This is a genomic window from Winslowiella iniecta (assembly GCF_001267535.1).
GTDB lineage: Bacteria > Pseudomonadota > Gammaproteobacteria > Enterobacterales > Enterobacteriaceae > Erwinia > Erwinia iniecta.
Genome location: NZ_JRXE01000011.1, coordinates 45857 through 65765, shown reverse-complemented (window position 1 = coordinate 65765; position 19909 = coordinate 45857). Strand labels below are relative to the sequence as shown.

Annotated in this window: 15 protein-coding genes; all 15 read right to left on the bottom strand. The window is 44.9% G+C overall.

From position 1 onward, the window contains the following. Positions 1-136: 136 nt before the first annotated feature. A complete protein-coding gene (locus NG42_RS09415; protein WP_156322009.1) occupies positions 137-1294 on the bottom strand; it encodes an MFS transporter in 1158 nt (385 codons plus the stop codon). A 262-nt stretch (positions 1295-1556) separates the two neighbouring features. Beyond that, complete coding sequence (locus NG42_RS09410; protein ID WP_052899047.1) at positions 1557-1793, bottom strand: acyl carrier protein; 237 nt, start codon at positions 1791-1793, stop codon at positions 1557-1559. Positions 1794-1836: 43 nt separating this feature from the next. After that, positions 1837-6366, bottom strand: a complete 4530-nt coding sequence (locus NG42_RS09405) for a non-ribosomal peptide synthetase (RefSeq protein WP_052899046.1) — start codon at positions 6364-6366, stop codon at positions 1837-1839. 120 nt (positions 6367-6486) lie between these two features. Beyond that, entirely contained in the window at positions 6487-7839 is a 1353-nt protein-coding gene (locus NG42_RS09400) for a condensation domain-containing protein (RefSeq protein ID WP_052899045.1), read from the bottom strand. A gap of 95 nt (positions 7840-7934) precedes the next feature. Continuing rightward, complete coding sequence (gene argC / locus NG42_RS09395) at positions 7935-8873, bottom strand: N-acetyl-gamma-glutamyl-phosphate reductase (protein ID WP_052899044.1); 939 nt, start codon at positions 8871-8873, stop codon at positions 7935-7937. Between the two features lie 48 nt (positions 8874-8921). After that, positions 8922-9767: a ThiF family adenylyltransferase gene (locus tag NG42_RS09390; protein ID WP_052899043.1), complete on the bottom strand. Its 846-nt coding sequence runs from the start codon at positions 9765-9767 to the stop codon at positions 8922-8924. 13 nt (positions 9768-9780) lie between these two features. Continuing rightward, entirely contained in the window at positions 9781-10242 is a 462-nt protein-coding gene (locus NG42_RS09385; RefSeq protein WP_052899042.1) for a GNAT family N-acetyltransferase, read from the bottom strand. A 19-nt stretch (positions 10243-10261) separates the two neighbouring features. Further along, entirely contained in the window at positions 10262-10987 is a 726-nt protein-coding gene (locus NG42_RS09380) for a 2OG-Fe dioxygenase family protein (RefSeq protein ID WP_052899041.1), read from the bottom strand. A gap of 1 nt (position 10988) precedes the next feature. Continuing rightward, positions 10989-11912 (bottom strand): iron-containing redox enzyme family protein, encoded by a 924-nt coding sequence (locus NG42_RS09375; RefSeq protein WP_053115637.1) that lies wholly within the window; start codon positions 11910-11912, stop codon positions 10989-10991. A gap of 4 nt (positions 11913-11916) precedes the next feature. After that, positions 11917-12504, bottom strand: coding sequence for a pyridoxamine 5'-phosphate oxidase family protein (locus tag NG42_RS09370; protein ID WP_052899040.1), 588 nt, complete (start codon positions 12502-12504; stop codon positions 11917-11919). Next, a complete protein-coding gene (locus NG42_RS09365; protein ID WP_052899039.1) occupies positions 12494-13426 on the bottom strand; it encodes a fatty acid desaturase family protein in 933 nt (310 codons plus the stop codon). The genes NG42_RS09370 and NG42_RS09365 overlap by 11 nt, the downstream gene beginning before the upstream one ends. Before the next feature lie 1030 nt (positions 13427-14456). Beyond that, the gene (locus tag NG42_RS09360) at positions 14457-15011 is read right to left on the bottom strand and encodes a nucleotidyltransferase family protein (RefSeq protein ID WP_052899038.1); all 555 of its coding nucleotides are present in this window, start codon (positions 15009-15011) and stop codon (positions 14457-14459) included. Then, positions 15011-15610, bottom strand: a complete 600-nt coding sequence (locus NG42_RS09355; RefSeq protein WP_053115638.1) for an XdhC family protein — start codon at positions 15608-15610, stop codon at positions 15011-15013. The genes NG42_RS09360 and NG42_RS09355 overlap by 1 nt, the downstream gene beginning before the upstream one ends. Positions 15611-16905: 1295 nt before the next feature. After that, positions 16906-17871: a putrescine export ABC transporter permease SapB gene (sapB, locus tag NG42_RS09350; RefSeq protein WP_052899037.1), complete on the bottom strand. Its 966-nt coding sequence runs from the start codon at positions 17869-17871 to the stop codon at positions 16906-16908. Next, positions 17868-19496 (bottom strand): ABC transporter substrate-binding protein SapA, encoded by a 1629-nt coding sequence (gene sapA, locus NG42_RS09345; RefSeq protein ID WP_052899119.1) that lies wholly within the window; start codon positions 19494-19496, stop codon positions 17868-17870. The genes sapB and sapA overlap by 4 nt, the downstream gene beginning before the upstream one ends. Positions 19497-19909: the final 413 nt, after the last annotated feature.

Below are 19909 nucleotides of genomic sequence, written 5' to 3'. Positions count from 1 at the left end.
TGCTCCAGAAACAGAGCGCGCCAGGCGTAAGGATATAGCGTGCCGGCACATCCCGGCTCACCAAACATCTGCTACCCATGCAATAGCTGAAACAGATGGCGTAGCGATTATTTTAACTACTGCGGGATGCCTGTTGTCAGGCGGACTTTACCTCTGTAGCTATGTTTTTAACGTAATTAAAAACCACTATTCCCATTAAGAGACAGACAGCAACAAACGTCAGCAGCCATCTTGCTGATGCCACCCCAAGAAAGTGTTCTGAAATCACAAACCCCATCATAATCGGGCCGACGGCCTGACACAGAGAATAAACCGTGGTGATTTTAGCAGCCAAATCCTCCTCTGACTGCCCCTCGACGATTGAATCAATAAACTCTGAACGCAGGCCAATACGCACTAAATTAAGAAACAGCCCCAGAAAGAAGCAGGATACGACGTTAACTGATTTTATTTCAATGATGCAAAAAATCGTATCACTAATAACCAAAAGTAATGCGGCGAGGGCATAATTCCATTTTTTGGTTGCTAAAATGGCGGATAAAAAAGCGCCAAAGCACGCTGCTCCGCTCGCAATACCGAACTGTTCACTGCCCCAGTGGTTTAAACTCTGATAGATAACCGGCGTGAGTAAATTGAATGATGAAATATGGAGGCCGATAAGGCCGATTAAAACAATCAGCAGTTTCTGTGAAGTGAACAGAGCAGGGGTTGTAGTGGTAATGGCTACGTTAGCCGCAACAGGATGTGCAGATTTTGGCGAGGAAGAGATCTCCTTAAGACAAAAAAAGCCGATAAAACTTATTAAAATATCATAAAGGCTAATAGTCAGCACTATGCTATGGAAGCTGTATCTGTCTAATAACAACCCACTTATCAATGCTCCAACAAAAGCACCAGTCTGAATGACGGTCTGTAATAATCGGGAGGCATTAAGTGATGATACTGCGCCAGATTTGACCAGCTTAATATTTCCGGCTTCAAAGGTGCTTAATGTCGATAAGGTTAAAACACCATAAAGGATAATAATTATTGAGGTTTCAATATATTTATCCGAGAGGTTTAACATGGAAACCAAAGCGATGAAAAGATAGGAGCACAGGCGAAGGATAAATAATTTTCGGAAATTTAAATGTAAGAGATTTATTCCGTGAAAAAAACGCCTGATGACAAAGGGTATGAGGACACTGACTGAGAGGACGATACCTAAGAAGTAAGGTGCTTTCGTTACTTTATAAGTGTTCCAGATCAGTCCTACCAGTAAAACCATATCACTAAAATAAAGCAGTGCTAACATCCCGTAAAACTTGATGAAGTCTCTGATTTTATAATCAATTATACCCATGAGCTGTACTCGCATCCCTTAAACATTGGCGCAAAAAATTATAAAGTAAAATTAATCTCAAAGGAAATTTAACGGGTCTGAATAAACATGCGTAATCATCCATGCCGGGAATTAAAGAAAGTGAAATTCACCATTTATAGAAATAAAAACAGCAAATTTCACTGGAAAGGCGAATTATCCATCCCCAATAATAGGGTGTAAAATTCTGAAAAACTTACGTCTGGCTTAAGCTTTTAGCCAGGCCTGACACCGTTCGGCTCCGCAGCACCCGGACCATATTCACGGGTTTTCCCAGTTGCCGTTGACATTCATTAGCAATTTTAAGCGCATCGATTGATTGACCGCCAATGGCGATAAGATCATCATCCAGGCTGATGTTCTCATTGTTTAATACCTGTTTCCAGATAGATAAAATGCGGGTCTGAAGAGTAAAAGTGTCTGGAGCTTTCATGATTTTCCTCTTGATAACGACGCTAATTCCGCCATCGGCTATGTTAGCTGGACAATACGTGGTCGGTGTTCCATAAAGGATTCACTGACATATCTGACAGATATAAAATAAAATCACTCATAAGAGCATTGGCTTGCTGAAAACTTATATATCCGCTGAGGCTTTCCATCCTGAAAAGATTTCCATCTGTGCTGTTGCTGCCAGCCACATAGACATTAAGGGGATAGTGGAAGCGGTCATGCCAGTATTCACTGATAAGTTCCATGCCTGATTGCGTGCCAAAATCGAATTTGTTGTGAAAATTCACAAAATTGAATGTCACACAGGGCTTAACATAACTTTTATGAAAAGCTATCGGGAACACACCAAATTGTTCGCAGGCCAAAAGATCGTCATGCACACTTTTCAGTAACGCCATGGAGGATAACTGTCTGAAACGGACAGGAAGCATGTTCCAGTACAGTCCCAAAGAGTGTAACGGATCGCTTAGATTATCTTTCCGTCCATTGCTGACGACGCCAATAAATCCATCGTAATTGCATTGTGCTTTTAACAAAACTGAGTTGAGTGCAAAAAGCATCAGAGATTTCAATGTAACGTTATGATGACGAGCTATTTTTTCCAGTCTTGCCATAAGTGTTCTGTCAACGAAACGATCAATCGCTGGGTTCGCCAGGCCATCACAGGATGAAGAAGCATTGCTTTGATCATCGTGATTTATTTTTTTAAAAGGTAACCAGTAGTGTTTGTGTGCTCTGTCTGCTGCATTGTTTTTCTCAACAGATAAATATTCCAGAAAGCCATTAGGGCGGATATCTGGCTGGATATCTTCTCCCTCTCTGATGGCGCGATAAAGGTCAAATAATTCCGTCAGTAAAACCTGGTTTCCCCATCCATCAGCGATGCCATGATGGGTTGATATTAATAATTCAAAGCAGTTAACTGAAATCTGAAACCAGTTACATCTGAACAGTGCCTTCGTGGGTAAGTTGAAGGTGAAAGGCATCTCAAGATCTTGTTCCCTGATTGCCGAGATTTTATTGTCAATTTCCGAAGAGTTAAGTCTGGTTAAATCATGAAATTTAAAGTCTACAGGCATTTCATCAGCAAACATTTGACTCCAGCCATTATTATCATCATATAAAGCGACAGTCCTTAACACCGGATGAGCTTCCATCATCATCTTAATCGCTTTTAACATCGCCTGAGGCTGCGGGTTTTTATCCGTGATACGATAGGCTTGCTGCACATGATAAGCGCCTGAACAGCGGGCAGAAACCTTATTATAATTTTCAAACATCACCTGCTGCATACCAGACATCGGGTAGATGCCGTCTTGTTGTACTAATGGTCTCCCTGCCACATTCACCGGTTCGGTGACGGCATTCTGATTTAAGGACGTGTCAATATCCTCAACCCCTGCGTTCATCGCAAGTTCTGCAATGGTCTGGTGGTTAAGTAAATCAATCACGTTAAGTGTTATGTTATTTTTTCGGCATTGCTGGGAAAACATCACGGCAAGCAGGGAGTCGCCACCCAGAGCAAAAAAGTTATCATGAATGCCAACATCCGTTCGCCCCAGAATGTTGCACCAGATACTGTGCAGTTTAGCTTCCAGTAAGGTATTGGCTTTAACCGGCAGCAAATCTGTCGGGCTGGTGCAGGAGGAATTTTCCGGCAAAGCATAAGTATTCACTTTTCCGTTTGTTGTCAGAGGAATACTGTCAATTATGATGATTTCTTGCGGAATCATATAAGAGGGCAAAGACGCGGCTAACTGCGATTTGATCAGTAAAGGATTGCAATGCATTTTCGAAGAAAGACTGACCCATGCCTTAAGTTTATCCTTTCCATGCGCGTCCGGGCGCGCCAATACCACAGCTTCTGACACATCAGGCAGCTTTATCAGAGCGTTCTCAATCTCACCCAGTTCTATGCGATGTCCACGGATTTTGACCTGCTTATCAGCCCGGCCATAGTATTCAAGCTCGCCATCAAAACGTCGTTTAGCTAAATCACCGGTTTTATAGAATCTTTTCTTTCTACCCTTCAGAGTAAGATGAATAAATCGCTCACTGTTCAGACTGTCACGATTATGATAGCCAATCGCCAGGCCGGCACCTGATATATACATTTCGCCAACCATCCCTGTTGGTACTGGTCTGCCTAAGGAATCCAGCAGTGCAATATCGAGGTCAGGGATAGCATCCCCGATATAACTCCCGGTATTATTAATAATATCAGCTAAGGAAATTTTTCTGTAAGTGACATGTACCGTTGTTTCGGTAATGCCATACATATTAACGAGGTCAGGACTGCTATCACCATACTTGGATACCCAGCCGCTGAGGGAGGCAAAATTTAATGCTTCACCACCAAACACCACATATCGTAAATTCTGTAACCGATCATTTTCTTCAAAATTCGTCATTTCAACCAGACTTAGCGGGTTAAAAGCTGATGGGGTCTGATTTAAAACCGTCACCTTTTTCTCTTTGAGTAAATTACGAAAGTCTTCCGGGCTGCGTGAAATGTCATAGGGAACGACAACTAACTTGCCACCATGCAGTAATGCGCCAAAAATCTCCCAGACTGAGAAATCAAAAGAATAAGAGTGAAATAATGTCCACACGTCATGTTGATCGAACGAGAACCATTGATGTGTATTCTCAAATAAGCGCATCACATTGGTATGAGAAATTAATACTCCCTTTGGATTGCCAGTAGAGCCCGAGGTGTAAATACAGTAGGCAAGCGATGAGCCATCATTGATTACTTCACCTAATGTTCTGATTTTCCTCTCGTTTGTACAGTTTGAAACATCAACTAAGCGAACATTTTTCCCGGATAACAATGGCGCGGTGTCAACATCCGTAACCACTATCCTGCATTCAGTGTCCTGCAAGATATAATCGATGCGGGAAATGGGGTAAGTTGGATCCAGCGGCAAGTAGCCACATCCTGTTTTCAGAATGGCGATAATTCCGATGATCAGATATTCATTTCGCTTTAAAGACAGGCCAATAAGTTCACCGGGTTTGGCTCCCTGCTTCAGAAGCTCTCTGCTGAGACTGTTAGCTTTGTCGTTTAGCTGAGCATAGGTGAGACACTCTTGTTCACATTCAACGGCAATGCGCTCAGGATAATTCGCGACTACGGTCTCAAACCAGCAATTCAGCGAGTGATAGCGTGATTTCCCGGCAGAAGAGACTTTTTTTGCATGCTGCGGCTCAGCATCTGCCAGGGCAGGGGCATTGAGTGGCTGATGGGCATCAGCAGCAAAACTGGCCAGGAGCTGAAGATAATGACGCCATAAAACCTCAATTTCCTTGCTCTCAAAAAGCTGATCTGAGTATTCAATGATGCCTTGCGTACCATTACTGTCAGTGTCAATCATCACGCTTAAGTCGAGTTTGACATCGGTTGCCGGCATTAAGAACTGGCAAGTGCTCACACCAGGCAAATTAAGGCCATACCCACGACGATCCTGCTGTGCAAAAAGAACCTGCCAGAGGGGGTTACAGGATGCGCTACGAGGTATATTTAAATCATTGATGACGGTTTCAAGTTGAACATTGTCATACTCATATCCCGCAAGCAGAGTGTCGTAATTTCGGCTGAGTAATGTTGAGAAGCGATCGTCCGGGTTAAATTCGGCTTTCAGCACCAGTGTATTGGTAAACAGCCCGCCGATCATTTCACTGCCCGGCATGGCACGATTAGCCGATGGGTAGCCAATACAAAATTGCGTCTGATTTGAATAACGCTGAAGCAACAGGGAAAAAACCGTCAGATAGAAACACCAGTCCGTAACATGATGCTGAACGGATGAATGTTTCACTGACTGACAAATTTTCTCGGGTATAGGTAAAGTCATTGATGAACCAGCAGATTGAAAACTCCCCCCTCTTTTTTTGTTCATCGGTAGCTCAAGAATCGGTGAGACATCACTGAGATAGTTGCACCAGTATTCATGGCTATGTTGACGAGCGAGCTTTTGTTCTGCGCTTTGCTGCCAGGACAGGTAATTTATGTAACTTGCTGCGGTTTGATCATTGCTGGGTTTGGTATGGTGACAATATTTACTGTAGTTAGCGTTTAAATCATTATAAAAAAGTTGTGCCGACCAGCCATCAATAGCGATATGATGGAAACAGAGCGCGACGATAATGTGGTGCTGTGCATAGCGTGCAATAATCATCCTGAGCGGAATTTCGTTATACAGGTCAAAAGGCGTGTTGCATTTTTCATACACGAAATTTTTGGCTTCATCACAGGAAGAAAAACCTTCAGCCTGAGTAATATACTTTGTGCCTTCTACAATATCTGGTGCAGAACACTGCCAGGTCTTATCATCCTTTTCTTTAAAGATAACTGAAAGCGCGGGGGTGTTGCTAATGGTGTGCTTTAAAGCAGAAATTAATGCTGCCACATTAATTTCACCCGAGCATATAAATCCCTCGGAGATATTATACGCTGTCTGGTTGGGCTGCTGAATAAACTGAAACCATATTTTTTTCTGTTCCGATGATAATTCACAGGCATCATCAGAGTGGTAAAGTTCTTTGCTCACAGGTGAACTCCGTTAAAAAACAACAGGGAGCACGACAATCTGATTAGGATTGCATTGCCATTATGTTATTTGCGAAATGCAGAATGATTTTTTCTGGTAACCTAAATTAAAATCCTGGATTTATACTATAAAAGCGACTGACTCAGTGTCTTCCACGTTATTACTTATCTGACGATGATGGTTTAAAACTGACTCCAGGAAATGCATGAAATCTTGCCATAACGTGGTAATAGTTTTATCAGAGAAGTTTTTTGATGAAAATTCGATAAACACCGCAGGTTGAATGGAGTGCAGATCAAGCATGACCAACAGATCCGTTTTGGTATAGCCTGTATGAACGGGTAATTGTTCAATGTTGGTATTTTTGAGGGCCAGTCCATGGTTAACCCTGCCAATTTGCCCAAAGACTACTTTAAATAAGCCAAAAGGTCTCATTGCGTCATCTGCACCCGCTTCCCTGACGATATCTGCCATGCAGCATAAGTCGTGTTCGCTGTTATCAAGCAGCGACTCATATGCCTTAAGGGCCATCTCCTTCAACGAGCTTTCAGCGCCGAATGTAAATCTTACGGGCAGTAAGCGTGTAAACAATCCCAGAATTTCATCTGATTCAGGCATGTTTCTGTTCGAGCTCGGATAGGACAGGCAGAAATCGTTCTGCCGCGTGCAACGCTGTAAGAAAGCAGCGAATAATGTCATGTAAAGACTATAAGGTGTTACTGCATAATGTTTAGCTAATGCGCAGACCTGACTATGAGTGTTTTCAGCGATGGTTTTTATGGCTACGCCGCCTGAAAATGGAGCGTTGTCTGATAAGTCTTTATAGGCTGAAAGCTCTAAATGGCTATCAACTCCCCGAAGGTAATTTAACCAATATAACTTATTGGTTTTGGCTTTCTCCTGCTGCTGCTGTTCTTTTTGCCATAGTGAAAAACGCAGATAACTGGCGGCGTTGTCAGCAATAACGATCTGTTGGTTATCAGACAATAAATTATAATATGAACTCAGCTCTTCAAAGAACAGTGATGCAGACCAGCAATCGCAAACAATCTGATGCACCGTGATGTTAACCAGAAACTCGCTGTTGGCCATTGGGACAATATCGGCACGGATGGGTGAAGCGAGGTTTAGTCGGAAGGGGACGACACTACGCATTTTAATAATGTCATGGGCCTCCTTAAGGTCTTCTGCTTGCTCAAATAAATAGACAAAATCAGAAATTTTATCTTCGGTTTCTGACGGCCCATATTGCATGGCATGCTCGGTATCTCCACCGAAGCGTGAGGATAAGCCTCCGTGACGAGATATGACAACTCTTAATGCTTGCACAAAATAATCACATTCGAATCCTGATTTAACATGAAACAGATAATTCGCATTAAACAACGGAAGTCCTGGGTTATCAATATGCAGTTGCCAAATATTCATTTGTTCATAGGTCAGGGCAGATGTAATTTCATTGCAGTTATTCATGGCGAGACTTATCCTCTCAGAATTATAATGAGTGTTAGTTTGCTGATTAATTTAATAAAAGCCCTCTCCAGTAACTGGAGAGGGGGGCGAGCTTTTTAACTACATGTCTTTGCTAACATGATATTTAAGTTCTGAATGGCAGCGCGCGACGCGCCTTTGCCCAGGTTATCGAACACCGCAGCTAAAAGAATTTGACCGGAATCTTCATTGGCAAAGACGTAGATATCCAGATTGTTTGTTCCATTCAAATATTCTGGGTCCAGCTGGGTGATCGTTGCCGCCTGCTCAACGGGAACGACATTGATATATTCAGAATCAGAATAATAAACAGACAGACATTCATGAATCTGTTTGACGCTGACTCCAGGCTTCAGAAGTCTTAAATGTAATGGGACATACAGAACGATCCCTTGCCGGTATTTTCCATAGGACGGCGTGAACAGCGGTGGATAAGTTAACAGTGCCTGTTTCTGCATCTCAGGAACATGCTTATGCTTCAGACTTAAACCATAGCCACGGAAAGGGGCGTCAGTCGCCTGAGGATGCTGTGGATCTTCATAGGCTTCAATCAACGAACGTCCGGAACCGGAATAACCCGATATGGCATGGACATTAACAGGGTAATCACGCGGAACTAAACCCGCCTCAGTCAGAGGACGCAGCAGAGTAATAGCCCCTGTAGGATAACAGCCAGGGTTAGTCACTCTTTTGGCCTCAGCAATCAACTGTACCTGACCCGGAGTCAGTTCCGGCAGACCGTAAACCCAGCCGGTGGTGGAACGATGAGCCGAGCTTGCATCGAGAATACGCACCCGAGGATTTTCAACAAATGATACTGCTTCGCGTGCTGCATCATCAGGCAGGCACAGAATCGCAATGTCACATTCGTTTAGTGCCTGGCTACGTTTCTGTGGATCTTTTCGATCTGAACGCGCCAGCTCGATTAACGCTATATCATCACGACCATTGATTTGAGAATGTATCTGCAAACCTGTCGTTCCCGCTTCACCGTCTATAAAAATGCGTGGTTTCATAATGTTAGTGCCAATGTAATAGTGAGATTCAGTTCCGCACGTCGCTTCTTATCCGGTTGCCTGAAGCTTCATGACGGATTTAAGCCCGTTAACGCCCTCATTGACATACGTTTGTTCAAATCGCCCAGCCATGTAGTCGATCTGATGCACATAAGGGACCGGCTTAAAAAACATATCACGATCAAGCAGTTTCGCTAATGTAAATGTTGACGTTAGTGTTGTTGCCAGCAGGCACGAAGAACTTAAAGAGGCGACTTTACGGCTTTCAAAATCCAGTCGCGGTGAGTCCAGGTAGCTACTGTGTAAGCGCAAGGGATCCAGACCGATACCAAAATTGATCAGCTTCTGTGTTTCATCCATATCGGATGACAGAGCGAAATACTCTTCAAAAGACATCGATTGCGGATCGAAGAAATGCAAGGTTCCGCCAAACCCGATCGGGCATGAGATCACTGCCGGAATGCCCAGCTCCCTGGCACGGCGATACATGACGATTCGTGGCTCAATCACGAAGTAGTCAAGTGCATCACACAGCACATCAACACCCGCAAGAAACTGGTCTACATTGTCAGGGTTAACATCTTCGAACTGAGAAATCCTTAATGCCGGATTGATGGACAGCAAACGTTCCCTGAGGACATCGGCCTTTTTTAGTCCGACAGTATGAATACTTGAGCCAAACTGTCGGTTGAAATTCTCCGGGCCAAAGGTGTCAAAGTCTGCGATGTGCACGCCACCGACACCCATTCTTACCAGCGTTTCAGCATGGGTGTAGCCAACACCTCCGCAGCCAGGAACGGCGATAGTTTTATCCGCCAGTAAGGCAAGTTCTTCTTCACTCACAATTCCCAGCATACGACTGTAAATGACATCTCTGGAATAGTTATGTTCCATTGTAAATTCCTCATCAATTCTGTAATACGTAATGAAAACCTACGATATTAAATTGGTGCTTTGACCAGTAGTGCTGTGCCTGTAAGTTGCCAGTGAAGGTATCCAGGCAAATATGACTGCACAGATTCTGGTCAGCAATTTCTTTTATCTTCTGCATTAACAGTGCACCTACACCTGTTTCGCGGAAAGCGTCATTAACCACAAAGTGATCAACGTATAAATACTTTCCGCAATAAAGTCGGGTGTTTAGCCAGTAACCAGATATACCGACAAGGCTGTCTTTATCAAATATCCCCAGGCAAGCCCAGTTAAGATTTTTTATCTCTTCAAGTCGAGACTTAATCGTCTCAGTCGGCAGATTCGGATAAAGTTGTACTAATAATGGGATGATAATAAATATTTCATTTTCATCGATTATTCTTGAAGTCAGTTGTCTGGTGGTTAAGTCTGGTTGTATTGCAACCTGAATAGTCACAATTCACGTCCTTTATAAGTTAGTAGAACTCGATGACCAGCACATCTCTGTAGCCTTCTTTAAATCCTTCATTTACAGTAATTGCACTGGTATCATGAATGACAGTGTCATCACGGAAAATTAACACATCAGATGGATTTTCCAGCGTTCCGGTAAACACTTCTTTTTGATATAAGATGTCAGTCAGTGTGGTTGAGCCGCCAGAAACATTTAAACGGTTTGCCATAAATAAACAGCTAAATTTAACACCGTCACGATGTTTTCCTTCGGGCACTGGCTGACCAGAAAAATCTTTGGTAGCAATGATGCGGTTAAAATAAGCATTAATTTTCCAGGTCTGGATATCTTCCAGCTCTCCATAAGCAGTAGCCAGCTTAAGAAGAATTTCTCTTACCACCCGATTATTCACAATGGCATCTGTTAACGGTGCAAAATGCCGTTCGATGCCACCATTCAGTGGGTTAAAGTACAGCGGCTGCGTATAGGGGGTTTGGGGCTGCTGTTCCAGACGATTTCCATCAGCAAACCATTTGAACCGGCCAAAACGACGCTGGCGATAAATACCTCCATCCATCATATATTTGTCTAATTCAAGCTCTTCAAAAAATGCCTGAAACGCTTTCCAGTCCGGATGCGCGAGGAAATCAATACCTAAAACCTCAGATGCGCTACCCGCAATAAAACGTTGACTTTCAAGGTTGTAAATGGCTGCTACAGACTGTTTTTCCAGTGTGGTACTGCTCATTTTAATATTCCTTTTCTTTTTGTGAGATAATTTTATCCATTTCAGCTTCAACGCTATGGTAATAATCCACAGCAACGTTATATCGGACAAGGCAACCGATGCATAACTCCGGGATGATTTCCGGGTTATCTTTAGCCAGCGTCATTAAAACCCTTTCGATAAGTTGCTTGCCGTGATTCGCATCGACCTGAATATGCATATCATGGTAATAGATGACATCCTCAGGCATTCCTAACCGGCGCATTGCGTGCACGGTTTTGGCAAATCGATATGGCGCGGTATGCTCGAGGATGGCCAGTGTCCCCAGCAATCGTGGGTGGTATTTTCTGCGCAAAGCATACATCAACAACAGGTTGCCATTTTTTAGTGCTGCGGCAGGGACCTGAATTTTTTCTGACGTTAGACCTGCAATCTTCCGCAACTTTTCTGCCGAGGCGGTAAACAAAACCGTGTGCATCTCCTCTAAGCTGCCCATCCCCATTTCATCCCAATAATTCTCGGCGAGAGCAAGTTTCATATCGCCGGTCATACCCAGTTGAGCAAGAGAAATCACATCGTCAAAGCGTCCATCGACCTCATTTTCCATCGCAATATAAAACGATAACTCTTCGAGAGTTGAACGCTCAGCCAGGCGAGTAAAAAAGGGGGCCACAATTTTTCTGTGCGCCCTGTGCAGTTTGTTGTACCACCGCTGGAAATCTTCCGCATTTGTAGGATACTCTTGCTCTCCCAGTCTGGAGGCTTCATAAGCATTCCATCTGTCCTCGATTTCTTCGATGAAAAAATACTCACTCAAACCTGGACTTTCCCTGTAGTTGGCCGGTTGCCCGATTTCCCGCAGGTAAAAAGAATTCAGGGTTTTTTGTTCCTCAAGCGTGGTATCGAAAACGTCAATCCCTGTGGCAAGCTGTTGTCTGGCATTCATATTCTCACTCCTTTTTTGGTACAAAATCTTTGAGATCATCTTTACTTTTCCACTCGGGTTCCGGTGGGTTATATCCATAATCTGGGTTATAAGCCGAGCTTTGCTTTACTTCCAGTTGCGGGACATATCTCGGGCAGTTAGGGAAAATATCTCTGACTTCCACAATAACCGCTAATTTTGCCCCAGGTAATTTGATTAAAATATCCGGATCTTCACTTACAGCGGCCTGCCCATTGATTCTTAACTTTCTTCGTCCACCTTCATACTCAAGAAATAACATTCCTATATTAGGATTAGAGGATATGTTGCCTAAGCTTCTGTACATGCCATTTCCGTCATAATCAGGAAAGATTAATGTGGATGAATTTACTATTTTTACAAATCCTGGATTTCCTCCTTTTACGGAGCAATCCGGGTAACCATCCGGAGATGACGTGGCTAAAAAAAACATGGGCGATTTTTGAATTATTTCTCGGTCTGAATCGAGAAGCTGATTATGTCTTCTGGTTTTTTCCAGTTGGTCAGCTAATCCTCTGCTGTTAAATTTATCCTGAAAGTAACGGGCTTCTTGCAGGTAGAATTCATTGTTCATTACTTTCTTTCCGTAACATTGCTTTCAGAATCCCCATATAGAAGGCGCGATAGGTTGGGCTGTAATGTTCATACTTGCCGCTAATTTTGGCATGTAAATCGTGCAGGCGATCTATCGGCAGGCCGGGCATCATATGATGCTCCACATGAAAGTTATTGCCATTAGTAAACCATGTCATGAATGCGTTGCTTTTAATCGTTCGTGTATTTGAATATTGATGTGTGCTTTCGGTATTACATTGATAATGTTCGGGCATTTCAATCAGTGCATGTACAGGCGATGCAATTATCATAAAGGGGATCAGCCAAAATGTAGCAATAATCTCCCATCCATACAGGTATGACAGTAGAGTCAGAATTGTAATCACCAAAATCATCACCAGATAGTCTCTGCGAATCTGTCTGGATACTTTCGGCGTGGTGTCCTCATAATCCTGAAAGGTGAGGGCGATAAAGGCCTTTTTAATAAACGCATAATATTGAGGAATCATAAAGAGACGAGAAAACAAAGCCCAGATCGTCATGAAACTCAGCGTTCCGTACTGGTCTCCGTAATCAAAGTACTCTTTGTTTTGTGGCGTCCCTAAAAACTTATGATGATTCAGGTGACTATATTTATAATCAGCATAGGAGACAAGCATTGGCAAACCCAATATAATACCAATTAGTTCGTTGCCTTTTCTGTTCTTTATTCCCTGTGCGTGCAAAACTTGATGTTGTAATTCAACGCCATGTGCAAACATGGCACCCATTAAAAATACACCAGCAGACTTAACCCATAATGAATCATTCATGGCGAAATATATCCCTGTTCCAATAACTGAGATATAGATAAAGAATTTCAGCATAAACGTGACATCGCTTGATCTGCTGGGCAGACTCGTGAGACTAATTTTCTCGACGGTAAAATCTACATTACTCAAAGTTATCTCCTTATTTTTCTGAATGACTTAAATTGTATGTTGAATAAACGGGTAAAAATGCCTGTGAGTGTCAGACGTATTTTTCGCCATTGGTGCTTTTTGCGATATAGCAGAACTTTTTAATTACATGATTCAATTGGTATTTTCACTTCCTCAGGTGCTATGCATCCCTGAATTTTTCTCAGATTAATACACTGCCTGGTTTGTTCTGAGCATATGCTTCTTCTGACGCAGAGCGCTCCTTGTTTGTTGCCTTTTAAAGGCAATTTTCATCTTGATGGTAATTTTTCTCATTAGTGGCGCAGCAAAAAGTGATCATTTATGCACTAATAATGGTTAATAATTCACTTTTTCGTTGATTTAAATCTTAAACAAATTAAGACCTCGAACCAAAACCACGATTAACTCGTTGATATTTAAGTATTAACTTGCATTGTTGAGATTTAAGTCTCGTGATTCACGCTATTTGCAGGATAAAACAACAAACAAACATTAAATCTTATGAAATGGTTTTGTTTGTTGTGTGGAGTTTTATGTTGTGAAATTGTCTTTTTATGGACTATTAGTCCAGAGATTGGCTGCTGAAAAAGAGTTTTTTATTTCAGGATATCAATGGGCAGTATAATCGATCGATTTCAGGGTAATAATTAACCCATGTAATGATAATGGTTATCAATATCATCTTTCGGTGTTTTTCGTGCTATAACTCTAAAAATAATCCTGAATCACACTTTTCTTTTTGACTTCCTTATTTTTTACCGGCTGTACTCAGTCCATTTTTTACTTTTGTGCTAATACACAAAATTTCAGCAATCTGTTTCATAAGCAAATTTCTTTATAATCTTAATTTTGGTAATTAAACTAATGTCATTCAGCGACAACTCCCGGCCCGCTGCTCTGCAACCGACGAAATTGGCGTTTGAATCTACGGAATGTCATCGATATCCGCTGGGTATACTTTTAATAGCGCGAAATACCGGTGAGTGTGTGAGAGAATCGGCTTGAGCGAAGAAAATTTGGCTGAGTCAACTTATCGCGCACGAATGCGAAGTAATCGCGCGGCAAGGTGAAAATTGGACCACGTATCAATATCGTGAATGGTGCCCGCATCATTGAGGGATAACGCCATCACTTTTCCTTCCCGCCGTGAATCCCGCACGATGTGCTTTGCCCCCGTATCACCTGAGAGGGCAATCAGCGACGGCAGATATTCCCGTGAGAATCCCACCGGATGCCCCCGGCGCTGTTGATAATGCGGCACCACAACCGGTTTTACCCTTAATCCCTCGGCGACGTGTAGCAGCGAAGCCGGTTGGATTAAGGGTAAGTCAGCAGGCAGAATAAGCCAGCCCGAGACCTCTGACGTGGCCTTGACGCCCGGCACAATAGACTCACCCATTCCGCCAGTACCGCCCTCCGGCCTGACAAGGTGCCAGCCAAGACCGGCGGCTTTTACCACCTGAATGATATGCCACAATACAGGTTGGTTATTGAGCAGCGTATCAAGTTTGTGCGTCGTTGCGCCGGACGCGAGGAATCTTTCTCCGCGTCCGGCGGCAAGAATAATGACGACAGGCGAGGGCATTATTTTCCCCCTGTGCCGGAGCGGCACGCCGCGACATCAGCTAATACTGAAAGCGCCAGCGAGTGCGCGTCGCGCGCTTTAGGGAATATGCCTATTGGCGCGTTGATTCGGTCTGTTTCTGCGCGACTCCAGCCAGGTTCGCTTAGCTTTTGGACGCGCTGACAATGAGTTCGGTGGCTACCGAGCGCGCCGATGTAAAACGGCCGCGCTGCGCGCAATTTATGAATGCTCAGAGCAATGCCACCTCCACAGGGAAGGGTGATATCAAAATAAGGTGAGCCGTCCCCGTATATCACCGTGCGGTCTGTACCGGAAAAAATCACCTGCATGGCTTCGTGAGCAGCGGTGGCCTCCACGCAGCCGCCGGAGACAAATCCACAATATAAGCCATCTTCGCGAACCGCCATTTGCGCCCCCGGCGGGCCGCCGCGAATCGCCACCAGCGTAACAAGGGCCGCAGCCATGCCAGCGGTTAGCGCTTCTGCGGCGAAGCGGAGAATCGTCTCGCTGTCATCGGCCAGAAATGCCTGCCTGAACTTTAAACAAAAATAGGCGCTATCAGTAAATTCGCACTGATAGGTTATATCTGTAATGCTCATATTATTATTTCTTAGCAGATCAGCCGATTGCCCTATTTTTTGCACCAGATAATCTTAAACGTTGATATGCATTATTTTTTAAAGGTGCGGGAGAAGTGGTTGGGTGAAAGCCTGCAATGTGGCGTGGTCTCATGGAGAGTAATACTGAATGATTTTTCGTTTTCTATATGCACAACGAAGTTAATGATATTGTCAAAAGCGTTATTTTTTTCATGGGATTGAAATGAACCCCTCCGCCTGCAGGAACCACATAATTTCATGTTCAAGATAAATGTGTGGTCTGATGTAAATCCCTGCATTCAGGACGCCTTCGCGCGCCCGCAGCATATGATCCACGCCGGGGGTTGTTTCAATTCTTTCGAAAAAGTGTTCTGTATTCCACATAAGGCGCAAATTAGTTATAAAAAGAGGCTTGTATAGCTATCTGTAACCTTTTTCAGAGATGAAAATTAATGCTGTGGGATATCTTGTGGGAGGAATTGCTATTATGACTCAGTATTTGGGGGATCAGGCAATCGAAGGTGTTATCGATAAACGCCTTGAGCCTAATTTTGATGATATGTTGTCAATCTAAACTGACTATGCGGTTACAGAGTTTAGTCGCTCTTTCCATCACAAATAAATCAATAACATCAGAAGGAGCAATTGGTTTCCATAACAATGCAGGATTGAATGGTTATGGGCTTAATTTATTGATTTTCAGTGAAAATGTCCTGTTCCGCACCATTGTATTTGGGGCTTCAGCCCCAAACACATTTAATCTTTTTCCTGCCCATTCCGTCTACTTCTGAAAACTTCCCATTCTGTATGTGCCCAGGCGATCACCATCATTACGCAAAACCAAAATCGTACAGGTGCCAGCTCCAATGAGGTATATCCGGAAATGATTGAACAAGCAGAGAGAACGCCAGCAAATCTTACAAAGTTTTTGCCAATTCCATTCAACATCATTTTCTCCACATGAAGAATGAGACAAAAGTATACACCTGAAGTGGGATAAATCCTATTGACTGATCATTGATGGGCTAATCACGCACGGGCTGGATGATTGATGATTTGTTAGTGCAGCTAAGAGCTATGGCTACCCAAGAGTGACTGTACAAGCCGCGTCTGTGATCAAAGCATTTGTACGAACCGGCACTACCAGCGATGCAGGAATGGTAATCGGTAGACGTTGCAAAGTGAAAGCAGCCTTTAAAACACAACCATATTATGTATATAAATGAGTGTTAAAAAGGCTATTTCCAGCGTTCTATAGTACTAAATACGGGGCGTGAGTTGTTTTGACATTTGTCCTATCGCAGTGCATACCACTCCTTATGCTTCAGCGGATTGGTCATGGCACCTAAAATATCGGACAGCACGTTGACCGTAATCACCATGCCACCCACCACCATAACCCCGGCGGAAATGGCCGCGTAATCCTGCTGACGAATAGCATTAATCAGCCAGCGACCTAATCCCGGCCAGCTGAACACCACTTCGGTGATCATCGCCAGCGTCAGCATCGTGGCGAATTGCAAGCCCAGGCGCGGGATCACCGGCGGCAGGGCGTTATGCAGCACATGGCGGCGAATCACGGTAAAACGCGATAAGCCACGGGTTGCCGCCGCTTTGATATAGTTTTTGTCGATCACATCGCTGGTGCTGATGCGCAGCAGACGAATCACCTCGGTGGTTGGGGCGACCGCCAGCGCGGTGACCGGCAATATCATATGGATGAAAGCGCTGAACAGCATTTCATCACGCCACGGCGAGTCGCTAAGCCAGGCATCAATTAACGCAAAACCGGTGACAGTTTTCACCTGATACAGTAAGTCAAACCGCCCCGAAACCGGCAACCAGCCGAGGTTGAGCGAAAAGAACAACGTCAGCAGCAGCGCCAGCCAGAATACCGGCATCGAAAAACCCAGTAACGCCAGCGCGCTGATAAGTTTATCCGGCCATTTATTGCGCATCACGCCAGCCATAATCCCCAGCGGAATACCCACCAGCAGCGCCAGACTGAATGCCATCAGACAGAGTTCCAGCGTGGCGGGAAATACTTCACGAAGTTGCTGATTGATTGACTGGCCGTTGATACTGGAAACGCCGAAATCCAGTTGCAGGATGCCTTTAAACCAGAACAGCCAGGCGTCCAGCAACGATGCCCCCTGCAAAGGGGCATTGGGCGTGAAATAGCTCAGGCTGAAGCCGACCAGTGTCAGCATAAACAGCGTGGTGAGTAACAGCACCAGACGGCGCAGCGTATAGATAATCATCGCTTCAGATCCTTCACTTCGTCACGATGTACACCGGCAAAAGAGGCATTGCCAAACGGGCTTAGCACCAACCCTTTGATATCATGGCGATAGGCTTGCAACCGCAACGAAGAAGCCAGTGGCAAGACCGGCAGCTCCTGCGCCAGAATATTCTGCGCCTCATCATAGCGGTCAATACGCGCCGCCAGCTGTTGCGACAACAGCGCTTTATGCAGCACTTCATCAAACGCCGGATTGCACCAGTGGGCAAAGTTGGTCTGCGAATTAATCGCGGCGCAGCTTAACAGCGGACGGAAGAAGCTGTCCGGATCGTTACTGTCGGTCGCCCAGCCGGTCAGCGTCAGGTCATGATTCATTTCCATCAGACGCGCCTCCTGGAAGCGGCCTTCAACCTGCACAATGGTGACGCGAACGCCCACTTGTGCCATATCCGCCTGGATCAGCTCGGCGGTTTTCAGCGGGCTGGGATTCCACGACTGGGAAGCAGACGGCACCCACAGCTTCAGATGCAGATTTTCCAGCCCGAGCCGTTTCAGCTCATCGCGCGCCTTTTGCGGATTATATTCCGTGATGCGCGCATCATTATCATAAGCCCAGGAGGCGCGCGGCAAAATCGAGGCGGCGGTTTCAGCAGTGCCATAGTAAATCGACTCCATCAGTCGCTCGTTATTAATCGCCAGCGCCAGCGCCTGACGCACCTCTGCACGGTCCAGCGGCGCTTTGCGGGTGTTAAATGCCAGATAGGCGATATTCATGCCCGGGCGTAAGGTAAGACGCAAACGCGGGTCGTCGCGCAGAATCGATAACTGACTGGCCGCCGGATAGGCCAGCACGTCACATTCCCCGGTCAGCAATTTCGACAATCGACCCATGCCACCGGCACCCATATCGACCACCACCTGCGGCATGCGCGGCACGCCTTTCCAGTACTCAGGATTACGCGCCAGACGAATAAATTGCCCGGTACGGTACTCGTTGAGCATAAACGGCCCGGTGCCGACCGGCTGGCGATCCATTAATTCCTGACGATTAATTTTACCCAGATTATCGGCATATTCCGCTGAGAGTACCGGGGCATAGTGGGTGGCCAGATGCCAGAGAAAAGAGGCGTCCGGGCTGTTCAGGCGGATTTCCACCGTATCGTTATCGAGTTTTTTAACGCTCTGAACCGCATCGGAGAATTGCAGACTGTCAAAGTAAGGATAGTTACCGCCGCCCACATTATGCCAGGGATGCTTTCGGTCGAACATACGCGCAAAGCTGAACACCACATCATCGGCATTCATCATACGCGTCGGTTTGAACCAGCCTGTGGTTTGAAAGGGCACGTTATGACGTAAATGAAAACGGTACGTGGCACCGTTATCCAGGACTTCCCAACTGGCTGCCAGCTCCGGAATCAGTCGATAGGTATAAGGGTCAACATCCAGCAGGCGATCATAGAGTTGCGCTGCCAGCGTATCGACCGCCAGCCCGCTACTGGCCAGTTGCGGATTAAAGGTGTTCATCACGCCGCTGACGCAATAGACAAAGCCGCTCTGGCGAATATCGCCGGGCGTTGCCGACCAGGCAGCGGTGCTTAACACGCTGAGTCCGAGAAGCAGGGTGGAGAATATTTTTGGCATCGGGTTTTTTGGGTTCACGGGCAATGTGCAGAGTGTATCGCACTCTGGGCGTTGCCCCAAAGTTTGACTGGGTAACTGGCTCTTTTCCAGGCGATTTTATTTTTTATTACGCCTGTCGGAAAGGCTGCGCTGATGATAATACGCACAACAATGCTATGGTAATGAGAAAAATTCTCAACAAAGTGCTTTACAGATGATAGTGAGAATGATTACTATTCATCTGCACTTCAACGGTGGCTCTACCGAAGAAGAGCACGACATTGCTCACATTGCTTCCAGTATTTTATGCCCGCCTTGCGCGGGCTTTTTTTTTGCTCTTAAGGCTGTTGTTAACCCGGAATGGGCTGTTAGCTGACGTGCATGAAGGGTGAGTTACTGAATCAGCATACTTTGGCTTTCGGTCATTATATAAA

Excerpts from the sequence above, each read along its gene's own strand:
- NG42_RS09400 (WP_052899045.1), bottom strand. The coding sequence starts at position 7,839 with ATGAATAACTGCAATGAAATTACATCTGCCCTGACCTATGAACAAATG.
- NG42_RS09375 (WP_053115637.1), bottom strand. The coding sequence starts at position 11,912 with ATGAATGCCAGACAACAGCTTGCCACAGGGATTGACGTTTTCGATACC.
- NG42_RS09370 (WP_052899040.1), bottom strand. The coding sequence starts at position 12,504 with ATGAACAATGAATTCTACCTGCAAGAAGCCCGTTACTTTCAGGATAAA.
- NG42_RS09360 (WP_052899038.1), bottom strand. The coding sequence starts at position 15,011 with ATGCCCTCGCCTGTCGTCATTATTCTTGCCGCCGGACGCGGAGAAAGA.
- NG42_RS09390 (WP_052899043.1), bottom strand. The coding sequence starts at position 9,767 with ATGGAACATAACTATTCCAGAGATGTCATTTACAGTCGTATGCTGGGA.
- NG42_RS09415 (WP_156322009.1), bottom strand. The coding sequence starts at position 1,294 with ATGTTAGCACTGCTTTATTTTAGTGATATGGTTTTACTGGTAGGACTG.
- sapA (WP_052899119.1), bottom strand. The coding sequence starts at position 19,496 with ATGCCAAAAATATTCTCCACCCTGCTTCTCGGACTCAGCGTGTTAAGC.
- sapB (WP_052899037.1), bottom strand. The coding sequence starts at position 17,871 with ATGATTATCTATACGCTGCGCCGTCTGGTGCTGTTACTCACCACGCTG.
- NG42_RS09380 (WP_052899041.1), bottom strand. The coding sequence starts at position 10,987 with ATGAGCAGTACCACACTGGAAAAACAGTCTGTAGCAGCCATTTACAAC.
- argC (WP_052899044.1), bottom strand. The coding sequence starts at position 8,873 with ATGAAACCACGCATTTTTATAGACGGTGAAGCGGGAACGACAGGTTTG.
- NG42_RS09355 (WP_053115638.1), bottom strand. The coding sequence starts at position 15,610 with ATGAGCATTACAGATATAACCTATCAGTGCGAATTTACTGATAGCGCC.
- NG42_RS09410 (WP_052899047.1), bottom strand. The coding sequence starts at position 1,793 with ATGAAAGCTCCAGACACTTTTACTCTTCAGACCCGCATTTTATCTATC.